Genomic DNA, 12,334 nt, shown 5'->3' on the forward strand with positions numbered 1-12,334 from the left:
TGCACACCGGTGCCGGCGCCTGCACCGGACGCGGCCGCCCCCTCGTCCCCGGCGCCGTGGCCGGTGAGCCTGTGCGCTCCTTGAGCCAGGACATCTCCGGGGCAGTGAGCGGACGATGTGGTTCACGCCGACCCGCCGGTGCGGGCCTGAGCCAAACGGCAGCCCAGCCCTGGAGTGCAGTCGGCTGTTCGGTCAATCCGTGGGCCGGTGTGCCTGGTTCGCCTCGCGGAGGGCCGCCCAGGCATCTGCTACGGGGCCGACGTGCCCGAGCTTGTCCGGGTTGTTCACCGTGCGGATCATCTGGATCCGCCCGTCGAGTACGTCGAGCGCCCAGGTGCTGAGAACCTGGCCGTCCCGGTCGCGGAGGATCGCACCCGGCTGGCCGTTCACCTGCTGCGGCTCCACGATGCCGGCCCCCCTGATGACCAGCGGGACGAACGCCGCGAGCACCCGGACCACGTGCTCGGCACCGAGGATGACGGGCTTGAATTGCGGGGCCTTGCCGCCACTGTCACCGATCATCTGAACGTCGGCGGCCAGCAGCTCGGCCAGCCCGTCGACATCCCCTTCCCGGAAGGCGTCGAAGAACCGTTCGGCGAGCTCCTCGCGCTCTTTCCGGTCGGCTTCGAACCGGGGTCGGCCCGCTTCCATGTGACGGCGCGCCCGTACCGCGAGCTGGTGGCACGCGGCCTCCGACCGTCCCACGGCCGATGCGATCTCCGGGAAGCCGAAGGCGAACACCTCCCGCAGCACGAAGACCGCGCGTTCGAGCGGAGTGAGCCGCTCCAGCAGGAGCAGGGCCGCGATCGACAGTGAGTCCGCCAGCTCCGCCGACCGCGCCGGATCCTCGTACGGGTCGGTCAGCAGCGGTTCGGGGAACCACGGCCCGACGTACTCCTCCCGCCGGACGCGGGCCGAGCGCAGCACGTCGATCGAGATCCGGGTGACCACGGTCGACAGGAACGCCTTGGCCGACCCGGGCTGGGCGGAGGTGGCCTGGTAGCGCAGCCAGGTCTCCTGGACCGCGTCCTCGGCCTCGCTCACACTGCCCAGGATCCGGTAGGCGATCGAGAACAGCAGCGGCCGCAGCTCCTGGAACTCTTCGGTCTTCGTCACGCCGGCTCCTCCTTGGAACTTGGCCGCCACGAGGGTGGCGCGGCTTCCCGTGGGAGGAGCCGCGCCACTCGGTCATCAACTACCACTGCCTGTTGATTCGCCGGCAGAGGGGCCGGCCACGTGGTGATCCGCGAAGGCGCCGTGGCCCGTGAAACGCGCCGCTGTTCAGGGCCACCGTCACCAGGGCACCGAGCCGTCCTCGCTGAAGAACCCGGCGGTCGGTCCGTCTGCGCCGAGGGTGGCCAGGCGCACCACGACTGCGGCGCCCTGCGCGACCGTGAGGAAGCCGGTGTGGTTGTTGCTGTCCGTGTCGACGTAGCCGGGGGCGGCTGCGTTGACGAGAAAGCCGTCCTTGCGCAGTTCATTGGCGTACTGCACGGTCAGCGCGGTCAGCGCGCTCTTGGACGGCGAGTACGCCGCAGACGGCAGCAGTGCGGCAAAGGGGCCGTCCGGATCACTGGTGAGGGCCAGCGACGCGGCGTGACTGCTGACGTTCACGACGCGCGGCGCCGGTGACCGCCGCAGCAGCGGCAGCATGGCGTTGGTCACCGCGATCACCCCGAAGACGTTGGTCTCGAACACCGCCCGGACCATGTTCAGGCCGACGGTGCTGGGGACCTGATCGTGGGCGTCTTCGGGCGAGACCTGTCCGGAGCCGGTGATGCCGGCGTTGTTGATCAGCACGTCCAGGTGGCCGAAGCGCTCCTCAACCTGCTTCGCGGCCTCGCGGACGGTGGCCTGGTCGGTGACGTCCAAGGTGACCGCGTGCGCGTCGCCGCCTGCCGCGCGCAGCGCCGCCGCTGCCTCCTCGCCGCGCCGCGGGTCTCTGGCGCCGATCAGGACCGTCATGTCCAGCACGGCGAGTTGCTCGGCAACCCCACGGCCGATCCCCTTGTTCGCCCCGGTAACCAGCGCGACCTTCCGGTGTGTGGTCTCCTCGCTCATGACCAGCTCCTTGTTGTCGAGGTGGGTTCTTCTCAGAACCTGTCTTCGCAACCTGAGACGAGACAGCCCGGCCATCTCTGACATGTGGACAGAAAACGATGTTCTCGGTCGAGATGGTCTGGCCGGCGTCAGGCAGGACGGTCTGCTCGCCTTCGTTCGGATCACTCCGGGACTGATGATCCGGGGGTGCTGGGTGGCTCGGCCGAAGCCGTGGGAAGTCGATGACGAGCTGTGGGCGGTGATCTGGCCGCTGCTGCCCGAGGTCGAGCGTCGGACCCGGCATCCCGGGCACAAGTGGCATCCGGACCGGCTGGTGGCTGACCGCCCTCGGCATCACGTGATCGGACCAGCCGTAACGCCGCCGCTGTCTGCCGGGCCGCGCAGAACCGGTTTCGCCCGGCGGTCTACGCCGGGACAAGGACGGTAAGCCACTCCGCTTCACGTGGCCGGTACCCGTAACGATTCCTCAGCCCCGACACGATCGCCGGGACGTGGCCGGCTCCGTAGACGATGGCCACCCGGATCGGCTCGTCGCCGCGCTCCGCGTGGATCTCGCCGAGCGCGTCGAGCAACCGCTGGTCGCGCCGACCGGTCATCGCGTGCCCCACAGGATCGTCGGCCATCATCTCCGCCCGCAGTGTCGACGGCAGATCCTCGACCACCAGGTCTTCGTCGAGGAAGGCGCGCGGACCGCGCAGCGCGAACACCAGGCCCATCACGGGAGCCGCGACCATGAGCAGCAAGTACGTCCACCGTGGCAGTGTCTTCAGGTCCGCGATCGCCTCCGCCGCGGTCACATCCGGGTTGATGACCTGCACGGCCTCGGGAAGCAGCAGCGCTTCGCGCTGCTCCTGCAGGCCGTTGCGCCGCCGGCGTGGGGCGAACCGGTAAGCAAGCGTGAGGGCACTCACTCCGACCGACTTCCCTCGGATTCCCTCGATGACTATGAGGTCACATTCCCTGAGCCTGATGCGGACCTGGGAGTAGAACGTCGGCGACGCCACATGCAGCATCGGGAAGATCACGAATTCAAGTGGCGTCCCTGTCCGCCTCATGGTGATCACAGCAGATCGGACGGCATACCCGGTCACCTCGATGATCTGCATGATTCCCCCGCGACCTCGTCCGGTTTCCCTTCCACCCGTATCAGGACACGAGCCCGCCCAGGGCCGTGGTTCCCTCCGGCGCAAGCTGCCACCGGATGCGATGCTGGACAGGGCGGGTCATCGCCGGTGGAGATGATCACCTGGGTCGGATGACGGGAAAGGTCGGCGGCGGTTCGCATGGATCTGCGGCAGATGGAAGTGGTCGTCGCGGTCGCCGAGGAGGGCGGGTTCACGGCGGCGGCGCAGCGGCTGCACGTGGTGCAGTCCGCGGTGTCCGGTACGGTGCGGGCGCTGGAGAGGGAACTGGGCAGTGCCTTGTTCGAGCGGACCACGCACCGCGTGTCGCTGACCCCGGCGGGGGAGGCGTTCGTGCCCGCCGCTCGTGCGGCGCTCCGCGCGGCCGAGGAGGCGCGAGCGGTGGTCGACGCCGTACGGGGTGAGGTGCGCGGACGCGTGACGGTAGCCATCATGCAGGGCGTCTGGGCCGGCCTGCACCGTGCCCTGGCGGGGCTGCGCGCGGAGCACCCCGGGGTGAGCGTGCGTCTGCAGCAGGCACCGGTGGCCAACGTCCGGCAGGCGCTGAGCGAGGGCACGGTGGATCTCGCCGTGGTGGCGCTCGACCGGCAACAGCAACGGGGACTGGTGACCCGTCTGCTGTCGCGCGAGGAGATGCTGCTGGTGTCGTCGCCCGCGCGCGCCTTCGCCGAGGACGACCTGGTGACCCTCGACGGGATCTCCCGCATGCCCTTCGTGGACTTCTTGCCCGGCTGGGCCATTCGCTACTCGGTGGACCGGGCCTTCAGGGCCGCCGCCGTGGAGCGGTCCACGGTGTTCGAGGTGAACGACATCGTGGCGGCTTCCGAGTTGGTCCGGCACGACCTCGGGGTGTGCATCATGCCGGCGTCGATCGCGGCCCGTTTCCCGGATCTCGCCGTCCGCCGGTTCGTGCAGCACGCCCCCGCCTGGAAGGTCATGGTGGTCCGCCGTCGCGGAGACATGTCCCCCGCGGTCGAGGCGCTGCTGCGGCACATCACCCCCCGCACGGCGGCGGAGACGGTGGGATGAGCGCGGCGCGGGCGGCCCGCGCACGTGCCTCGGCCCTGCGAGCAACCGCCCACCACGCCCCGGGGCGTGGCGGGCGGGCTGGTGAGGGGCGTTACCGGATCGAGGCCGCCGCGGTCATGGCCTCGGTACCCTTTCGGCCGGAGCGGCGCTCGGTCACCCAGTAGGCGAGGGCGATCAGCGGCAGAGCGGCACCGAGGACACTCACCCCTGTCCAGCCGGCGGCGTGGTAGGCCAGCGACCCGAGTTGGGAGCCGAGTGCGCCGCCTGCGAAGAAGACGGCCATGAAGACGCTGTTGAGCCGTGAACGGGCGCCGGCGTCGAGCCGGTAGATGGTGTGCTGGCCGAGGATGAGGGTGGTCTGCACGGCCACGTCGATCAGAATCCCGGCGAGTGCGATCAGGATGATCTGGCGCTGCCCGAATCCCGCCACGGCGAAGGCCAGCGCCGCCACGACGAAGGCGATGCCCGTCATGGGACGTGCGAGCTCGCGGTCCGCCCAGCGGCCGGCCAGCGGTGCCACCGCGGCACCGGCGGCGCCGACGAGCGCGAACACTCCGACACCGATCGGCGAGTAGTGGAACCGCGGCCCGGTGAGCACGAAGGAGACGGTGGTCCAGAAAGCGCTGAACGCGGCGTACATCGCCGCCTGGTACAGCCCCCGGCGCAGCAGCGCGGGGTGGGTGCGCACCAGCTGGAACGTGGAGCGCAGCACCTGGCCGTAGGCGAGCGACGTGGTGGGGGCTTGTTTCGGCAGTGCCACGTGCAGCGCCAGGGCGAGGAGCGCCATCAGGACCGCGGAACCGAAGTACACGTAGCGCCAGCCCGCGACGTCGGAGACCAGACTGCTGACGGTGCGGGAGAGCAGGATGCCGGCGAGCAGGCCGCTCATGACGCGGCCGACGATGCGGCCGCGGGCGTGGTCGGGCGCGAGGCTCGCGGCGTACGGGACGAGGATCTGGGCGACCACCGATGTGGCGCCGCTGACCAGCGACGCGGCGAACAGCATCGGGAAGTTGGTCGCGAAACCGGCCACCGCGAGCGCGACGGTGGCGACGGCGAGCAGCACGGTGACCAGCCGGCGCTTCTCCAGCCGGTCGCCGAGCGGCACGAGGAAGAGCATGCCGACCACGAAGCCGATCTGGGTCACGGTGATCAGCAAGCCGGCCGTGGCCGTGTCGAGGTGGAAGACCTGGCTGAGCGAGGACAGCAGCGGCTGGGCGTAGTACAGGTTGGCCACGGTCATGCCCGAGCCCACGGCGAGCAGCCCGACCAGCCATCCCGGCACGCTGTGGGCGGACTCGGCGGACTTGGCGGACGCGGGCCGCTGCGGGGACTGGGGAGCGGGGGAAGCGGACACGACACCCTCTCGTGACGGGAACCGGCGGGGCGGTCCCGGTGGGCTGGACGGTGGCCGCGCGGCTCTTGGCCGCTCGGCTGCCTCGTCCAGCGTCGGCACGGTTCCGATGCTTCCTCGATGGGTGAGATGAATCATGATGTCTGTCATCTCGAACAGAGATGACGCGCTCGGGCCTGCTGATCGTGCGCCGCGGAAGGGACAGCACCCCCGAGCGCGCCGAACCCGGGGTGATCGCCGCCCGGTTGCGGCACTACGAATCCCGCGACGGCCGGCCGCTGCTCCACGACCATCTCGTCCCAGTGATTGCGTGGCGTTCTGCGCCCCGCAATGGGACGGCCCCAGGGGGACAACGGTCTGCTGGGTACTCCCTTGACCTCTGGTATCGCAGGCGATCGATGAAGACCGGGGCCAGGGCGCGGATGCGCGGTTCGGGTACGTCGCCGCTCAGGGCGCGAACGGCCATGTCGATGCAGCCCCTGTCGACTCACCGGCGCTGTCAGTGGCCGCAGGTAGCCTCGCGCGGGTGATGGTGGGTACCGAAGAAACGAGGCTGGTCGTCCTGCGAGGGAACAGCGCCTCGGGCAAGTCGTCCGTCGCGGCCGGTATCCGCGACCGCTTCGGCCGCGGCCTGGCCCTCGTTGGCCAGGACAACCTGCGCCGGATCGTGCTCCGCGAGCGGGACCGGCCCGGCGCGGCGAACATCGGGCTGATCGACCTGACGGCCCGCTACGCCCTGGACGCCGGGTACCACGTGGTCGTCGAAGGGCTCATGTATGCCGACCACTACGGCGAGATGCTCGCCCGGCTGCGCGCCGACCATCGCGGCCCGACCCATGGCTACTACCTGCACGTGCCGTTCGATCAGACCCTTGCCCGCCACGCCACCAAGCCGATCGCGCACGAGGTCAGTGAGCCGCAGCTGCGGGACTGGTACCGGGAACTCGACCTGCTGCCCGGCGGCATCGAGACCGTCATCGAGGCCGACAGCACCCTCGCCGAGACGGTCGACCGCATCATGCTCGACACCGGCCTGACCGGCCTTCCCGCGCTGGAGCACTGACGGCACGAGGCCCTGGGCACCAAGAGCTGTCCCCGGCCGGCCGACGTCCGCGGTGAGTCAGGGCCGCGGTCTGGGTCGGGCGATGAGTATGGACACGTCGTCGTGGTCGTCCGGACCACGCAGTGTTTCCAGGAGCCGGTCGCAGGTTTCTTCCAGGGAAAGGTCGTGGCCGTCGAGTACGCGGAGGAGGAGGTCGAGGCGTTCGTCGATGGCGTCGCGGCGTGTCTCGACCAAGCCGTCGGTGTAGAGGACCAGTTGATCGCCGGGGCGCAAGGGCACGGTGGTCGTTTCGAAGGGGACGCCGCCGACCCCGAGGGGTGCACCAGATGGTAGGTCGAGCAGTTCGGGGGGCCCGCCTGCAGGTGTCAGTGCGGGGGGCAGGTGTCCGGCTACGGCGATTCGGCACCGGTCGCTGTGCGGGTCGTATTCGGCGTAGATGCAGGTGGCGATGTAGGGGTCCAGACCGGCGGTGATCTTGTCGAGGCGTTGCAGCACCTGGGCGGGCGGGAGGTCGAGGTCGGCCAGGGTCGCGGTAGCGGTGCGCAGGCGGCCCATCGTGGCGGCCGCATCGATGCCGCAGCCCATCACGTCGCCCACCACGAGCGCGGTCTTGTCCTCCGCGAGGGGGATGACGTCGAACCAGTCGCCACCGACCTCGGTAGAGGTTCCGGCGGGTTGGTAGCGGGTGGCGACCTCCAGATTCTCGGGTGGCGTCGGCTGGGGCAGCAGGCTGCGCTGGAGCGTCACCGCAGTGTTGCGGACGCTTTGGTGCAGGCGCGCGTTGTCGAGGGACACTGCGGTTCGGCCGGCGAGCTCATCGGCCAGGGTGACGTCGTCCGCGTTGAAGGGCAGTTGATTGCGGCCGCGCATCAGCCCCAGGACGCCCAGTGCCCGGCCCTGGGCGGCCAGCGGTATCGCGAGATATGAGTGGATGCCGACACTGGCCAGGACAGCGGCGGCTCCGGCGTCACGGGCGATGCGCGCCAGATCCCACTCGTCCACGCGAGTCACCATGATCGGCTGACCGGTCCGTACGCATTGGGTGGGCAGCCGGTCGGCGTCATAGCTGACCGGTTGGTCGGCCGTGCCGGCGGCGCCGCTCGCCTCGGCGAGGTAGGCGGCCTTCACGGCGAGGGTGCGAAAGAGCGCCGGGCCGCTGTCGGGTGCCGGGGGGCGGCGATCGTCCAGGGCGGAGTCGAGTACGTCTACGACCGCGAGGTCGGCGAGCTCGGGCACTGCGACGTCAGCCAGCTCGCGGGCGGTCTGCTTCATGTCCAAGGTGGTACCGATACGGGCGGAGCCCTCGGCGACCTGTGCCAGGCGCTGCCGGGCCTGGGCCGCCGCTGTGATCGCGCCGTGCCGATCGGTGACATCCACCACCGACGTGGCGACACCAAGAACCTGACCGTTGGGATCCTCCAACCGGTAGACGGAGACAGACCAGGCATGATCGTTGTCAGGGTCGGCCGGGGTGCGGCCAATGGTGTACTTGTCGACCAGAGGGCGTCCGGTCTCGAGCACTTCTCTGACTGCCGCCTCGGACGCGTCGACACTGTCGGAGGGCAGGACCTCGCGGAAGCCCCGGCCGAGGTGGTCCTTGGCAGACAGGCCGTGCATCCGTTCCATCGCCGGATTGACGGCCACATAACGCAGATCGGTGTCCAGAACCTCCAGCCCGACCGGCGACTGGGCGATCAGCTGCGTGGACAACGCCAAGTCCTGCTCCACCTTGCGCAGCGTCGACGCATCGGTGGCGATACCCAGAGCGTAGAAGTCGCCCTGGTTGTCCGGCAGACGGCTGTAGCGGAATTCCACCAGCCGCGTACTGCCGTCCTTGTTCCGGACGGGAATGAGCCCGGCCCAGCTCTGGCCGGTCTCCATCGTCTGCTCGCACTTACCGGCCACCAGGTCCATGTACGGGTCGTGGACCAACAGTTGAGCCGCGTGCCGGCCCAGCACTTCCTGCGCGGAGTAGCCGAACAGCTCCTCGGCCTGCGGGCCCCACAACACGAACCGTCCGGCCGTATCCAGCGCCACCACCGCCACACCGAGCGTATCCAGCACCCCGGTCGGCAGCTCCAGCCGGAGGTCGGACGAGCCGCTGTCGGCACTGAGAGGTCCCGCTTCACTCATCCCAGGTGCTCCTTCCACCTGCCAGGGCGACGCGCGCCCAGCGCAGGCCCTGGAGCTGCAGTGCTGGGATGTTTTTCGTGCCTTTCTGGTGCTTCCATAGTCTCCTGAGACGACCGGCGACGCACAGCGCCGGGCGAGGACGTGTGGTCACCGGTGTGAGTAGTTGAGGTACAGGGGGTCACCACAGCGGCCTCCCCGGGTGGGGAGCTTCCGGGAATGATCGCTATCTCGACGCTGCCGTCGCCCAGCTCCGCGCCGAGGGCCACGACCTCAAGGACGGGGACGTGGCCCGTCTGTCTCCGCTGAAGGACAGGCACATCAACCTCATGGGCCGCTACCAGTTCGGTTTCACGGCTGGTGGGCCGGGCGAGGGGCTGCGGCCCCTGTGTGATCCGGACGCGCCCGAGCTGGACGAGGACGACGACGGAGGGCAGGACCGACCGTCAGGAGCCGACCCGGGCGTGATCAGCCGGCGCGCCTCCGCCTTCGTCAGCCGCTTCCCAGCGGCCGCGGTCCGCTCCCGGGGAGCGCGCGGCTCGATGCCGGTGACCTTGACCGCCTTGGCGAACTCGGCGTCGATCCGCTCTTACCGAGCGCGCGGCCGAGTTCGCCGGTCCGCGTGCGCGACGATTTCAGCTACGGACGCGAGGGCGGCGTTCCCCCTCGGCATCGCTGCTCGCTGTGCTGGTCAGGATCGCGCTTGCGACAACGTCGAAGAGGTGATCGGCGCGTGGCGCGAGCGAGGGTTGATCGCCGAGCCAAGCGAGCGCCATTACCAGCGCGAACAAATCGGCGCCATCAAAGTCGGTCCGCGCCATGCCCGCGGCCTGGGCACGGGTGAGGAGCCGCGCACCGGCCGCGCGCAGAGTGGCGCACGAAGCGTGGAGTGCGGACTCGGTGTCCTCGATGGCGGCTGCCATCAGCACGATCGCGCCCCGGTACTCAGTTGTCCACGCGACACAGTCGCGTAGCCACGAAACGAGAGCATCGGCGGGCGAGCTGGACGTTTCGAGGGCGCCTGCCTTAGCGGTCAGCTCGTCGAAGCTCGTACGGAGCAGGGCATCGAGCAGCGCCTCGCGCGTCGGGAAGTGGCGCAGCAGCGTCGCGAGTCCGACATCGGCCCTGCGCGCGATGTCGCGCAGCGACACGTCGACGCCTTGCTCGGTGATGGCGGTGCCCGCTACTGCGAGCAGGTGGTCGCGGTTCTTCCTGGCGTCGGCGCGCATCTGTCCCTCTTGACTATCCGGATCAGTGGTCCATATATTCGGATCAGTGGTCCGCTTATGTGGATCGCTGATCCGAATAAGCCTATCCCGCAGCGCGGGCAGGAGAAAACCATGCCGACACACACGATGAGGGCGGTCCGGCTCCATGAGCACGGCGGCCCTGAAGTTCTGCGTCACGACGAGGTGCCGATTCCCGAGCCGGGGCCGGGTGAGGTGCTCGTTCGCGTGCACGCGGTCGGCGTCAACCCCCCCGACTGGTACCTGCGCGACGGGATGTCCAACCTGCCTGTGGAGGTGAGGCCGAAGTTCAGCCTGCCCGCGATCCCGGGGACGGACCTGTCGGGCGTCGTCGAGGCCGTCGCCGCGGATGTGGACGGCTTCTCCGTCGGTGATGAAGTCTTCGGTCTCCTTCGCTTCCCCGGCTTCGATGGCAGCACCTATGCCGAGTACGTGGCCGCGCCTGCGTCGGATCTCGCACTCAAGCCGGCCGGCATCGATCACGTGCACGCCGCCGGGGCGCCCATGTCCGGGCTCACCGCGTGGCAGTTCCTGATCGAGGTCGGACACGATCACCCCTCGGGCTTCCAAGCGGCGCAGCATCGTCCGGTGCCACTCGACGCCCGCAAGACGGTGCTCATCAACGGCGCCGCGGGCGGCGTGGGGCACTTCGCGCTGCAGCTGGCGAAATGGAAGGGTGCACGTGTCATCGCGGTGGCGTCGGGCGCGCATGAACTGTTCCTGCGCGAGCTCGGCGCCGACGAGTTCATCGACTACACCAAGAGCCGTCCTGAGGAACTCGTGCACGACGTCGACCTCGTTCTCGACGCCGTCGGCGGCCCCGCCAGCAAACGCTTCCTGCGCACGCTCAAGCGCGGCGGCTCCCAGTTCCCCGTGTTCTTCGGCGAATTCGACGAAGAAGAGAACGCGAAGCTGGGCGTGACCGTCACGGGCACCACGGTCCGCTCGAACGGCGCGCAGCTTGCCGAACTGGCACGCCTGCTCGACGCGGGCACGGTCCGCGTCGCGATCGACAGCACGTTTGCGCTCGCGGATGCCCGAGCCGCGCACGAACGCGCTGCCCGAGGGCACATCCAGGGCAAGATCGTGCTCACGGTCGCTTAGGGACGAGCCGTTTCACCGGCGCGTCCGGCGCTCGTCCGCGGGGCACCGGTGGCCATCGAGACGCCGATGCGCAGAGCTTGCGGCGCGTCCGGCGACCGGGCGGCCGCGATGCTCGCTGCGGCGAACGGAGCGGACCCGTGCGGTCGGCTCGGTTCGCCGCAGGAGATCGCCGAGACGGTCGCACCACGCCCTCGATCTTCGAGCTCCCGCCGACGACCCGCACGTCATCCCCTTTGGGCGCGACGCATCCAACGCCACGACATTCTCGGCGGACTGATCCACGAGTGCCGCGGCACTGCCCGACGGGGACGCACCGGCGAAACACGCAGGTCAGCGCCGGTATGGCACTTCTGGCTCCCGGTGCAGATTGCGCCTGTCTGTGGCGTGCCCCGGGGCCCTGCGGCGGAAGAACCCGCCCACTCCGGTATTCCGGACCGCCACCCCACCCACTGATACCTTTGCCGCATCCTCCTATTTCACGTTTTCCTTGCACACAAGCTAAGCGTCGGATAGGTTTTTTCCATCAGGTTGCACAGCACCGGCCGTCTCCCCGGCCGTCGCAGCTGGCAGACCCGGCCGCCAGGGCAGTACGCACCCCCCAGCCCCGGCCGCCGTGCACCCGTTGAACCAGTGACGCACTGGACGCGTGAACACCGGCCTCAAGAAACCGTGAACACGCCTCAAGAAACAAGGACATCCCCATGGATCTGAAACTCGAAATGATCGTGCTGCCCGTCTCCGACATCGACCGGACCAAGGCCTTCTACGAGGCGCTGGGATTCCGCCTGGACGTCGACTACACAGCCAGTGACGACTTCCGGGTGGTCCACTTCACCCCGCCCGGCTCCGAGTGCTCGATCATCTTCGGCGAGGGAATGACCTCCACCGCCCCCGGCACGATCCAGAGCCTCTACCTCATCGTCACCGACATCGAAGAGGCCCACGCCGAGCTCACCAGCCGCGGCATCGACGTGAGCGAGGTGTTCCACGACGCCGGAGGGCTGTTCCACGGCCACGAGGACGGGGACGTCACCCACCGCGGTCCCGGCCAGGAGCGGCTGGCCGGCCTGCACCCCGAGCGCGCCTCCTACGGCTCCTTCCTCACCTTCAGCGACCCGGACGGCAACGGCTGGGTGCTCCAGGAAGTGACGCAGCGCCTCCCCGGCCGCTGACACCAAACCAACCAACCACCCACCCACCTGAG

General features: G+C 69.4%; 10 protein-coding genes and 2 pseudogenes. 6 read left to right on the forward strand and 6 right to left on the reverse strand.

Going from position 1 to position 12,334, the window contains the following annotated elements:
• Positions 1–192: 192 nt before the first annotated feature.
• Both OHA88_RS42810 and OHA88_RS42815 read right to left on the reverse strand, forming a co-directional pair.
• The gene (locus OHA88_RS42810) at positions 193–1,116 is read right to left on the reverse strand and encodes an RNA polymerase sigma-70 factor (protein WP_328623865.1); all 924 of its coding nucleotides are present in this window, start codon (positions 1,114–1,116) and stop codon (positions 193–195) included.
• 177 nt (positions 1,117–1,293) lie between these two features.
• On the reverse strand, positions 1,294–2,061 hold the full coding sequence (locus tag OHA88_RS42815; RefSeq protein ID WP_328623864.1) for an SDR family NAD(P)-dependent oxidoreductase: 768 nt from the start codon (positions 2,059–2,061) through the stop codon (positions 1,294–1,296).
• 193 nt (positions 2,062–2,254) lie between these two features.
• On the opposite strand from OHA88_RS42815, the pseudogene OHA88_RS42820 reads away from it, so the two are divergent.
• A pseudogene (locus OHA88_RS42820) lies at positions 2,255–2,371 on the forward strand (IS5/IS1182 family transposase); the annotation flags it as partial.
• A 94-nt stretch (positions 2,372–2,465) separates the two neighbouring features.
• Here OHA88_RS42820 and OHA88_RS42825 read toward each other — a convergent pair.
• Positions 2,466–3,086 (reverse strand): hypothetical protein, encoded by a 621-nt coding sequence (locus OHA88_RS42825; RefSeq protein ID WP_328623863.1) that lies wholly within the window; start codon positions 3,084–3,086, stop codon positions 2,466–2,468.
• Between the two features lie 258 nt (positions 3,087–3,344).
• On the opposite strand from OHA88_RS42825, the gene OHA88_RS42830 reads away from it, so the two are divergent.
• The gene (locus OHA88_RS42830) at positions 3,345–4,232 is read left to right on the forward strand and encodes a LysR family transcriptional regulator (protein WP_328623862.1); all 888 of its coding nucleotides are present in this window, start codon (positions 3,345–3,347) and stop codon (positions 4,230–4,232) included.
• 91 nt (positions 4,233–4,323) lie between these two features.
• Here the strand turns inward: OHA88_RS42830 and OHA88_RS42835 are convergent, their stop codons facing one another.
• Positions 4,324–5,589 (reverse strand): MFS transporter, encoded by a 1,266-nt coding sequence (locus OHA88_RS42835; protein ID WP_328623861.1) that lies wholly within the window; start codon positions 5,587–5,589, stop codon positions 4,324–4,326.
• 526 nt (positions 5,590–6,115) lie between these two features.
• Between OHA88_RS42835 and OHA88_RS42840 the strand changes: the two genes are divergently transcribed.
• Positions 6,116–6,649, forward strand: coding sequence for a kinase (locus tag OHA88_RS42840; protein ID WP_328629553.1), 534 nt, complete (start codon positions 6,116–6,118; stop codon positions 6,647–6,649).
• A gap of 57 nt (positions 6,650–6,706) precedes the next feature.
• On the opposite strand, the gene OHA88_RS42845 is transcribed toward OHA88_RS42840, so the two are convergent.
• On the reverse strand, positions 6,707–8,782 hold the full coding sequence (locus tag OHA88_RS42845; RefSeq protein ID WP_328623860.1) for a SpoIIE family protein phosphatase: 2,076 nt from the start codon (positions 8,780–8,782) through the stop codon (positions 6,707–6,709).
• Between the two features lie 221 nt (positions 8,783–9,003).
• On the opposite strand from OHA88_RS42845, the pseudogene OHA88_RS44795 reads away from it, so the two are divergent.
• Positions 9,004–9,207: pseudogene (locus tag OHA88_RS44795) on the forward strand (Tn3 family transposase); the annotation flags it as partial.
• Between the two features lie 207 nt (positions 9,208–9,414).
• On the opposite strand, the gene OHA88_RS42855 reads toward OHA88_RS44795, so the two are convergent.
• A complete protein-coding gene (locus OHA88_RS42855) occupies positions 9,415–10,008 on the reverse strand; it encodes a TetR/AcrR family transcriptional regulator (RefSeq protein WP_328623859.1) in 594 nt (197 codons plus the stop codon).
• A gap of 111 nt (positions 10,009–10,119) precedes the next feature.
• Between OHA88_RS42855 and OHA88_RS42860 the strand changes: the two genes are divergently transcribed.
• A complete protein-coding gene (locus OHA88_RS42860; protein ID WP_267008255.1) occupies positions 10,120–11,130 on the forward strand; it encodes an NADP-dependent oxidoreductase in 1,011 nt (336 codons plus the stop codon).
• Between the two features lie 701 nt (positions 11,131–11,831).
• Positions 11,832–12,302, forward strand: a complete 471-nt coding sequence (locus OHA88_RS42865) for a VOC family protein (protein ID WP_267007489.1) — start codon at positions 11,832–11,834, stop codon at positions 12,300–12,302.
• Positions 12,303–12,334 lie beyond the last annotated feature (32 nt).

The organism is Streptomyces sp. NBC_00353, from assembly GCF_036108815.1.
Lineage (GTDB): Bacteria > Actinomycetota > Actinomycetes > Streptomycetales > Streptomycetaceae > Streptomyces.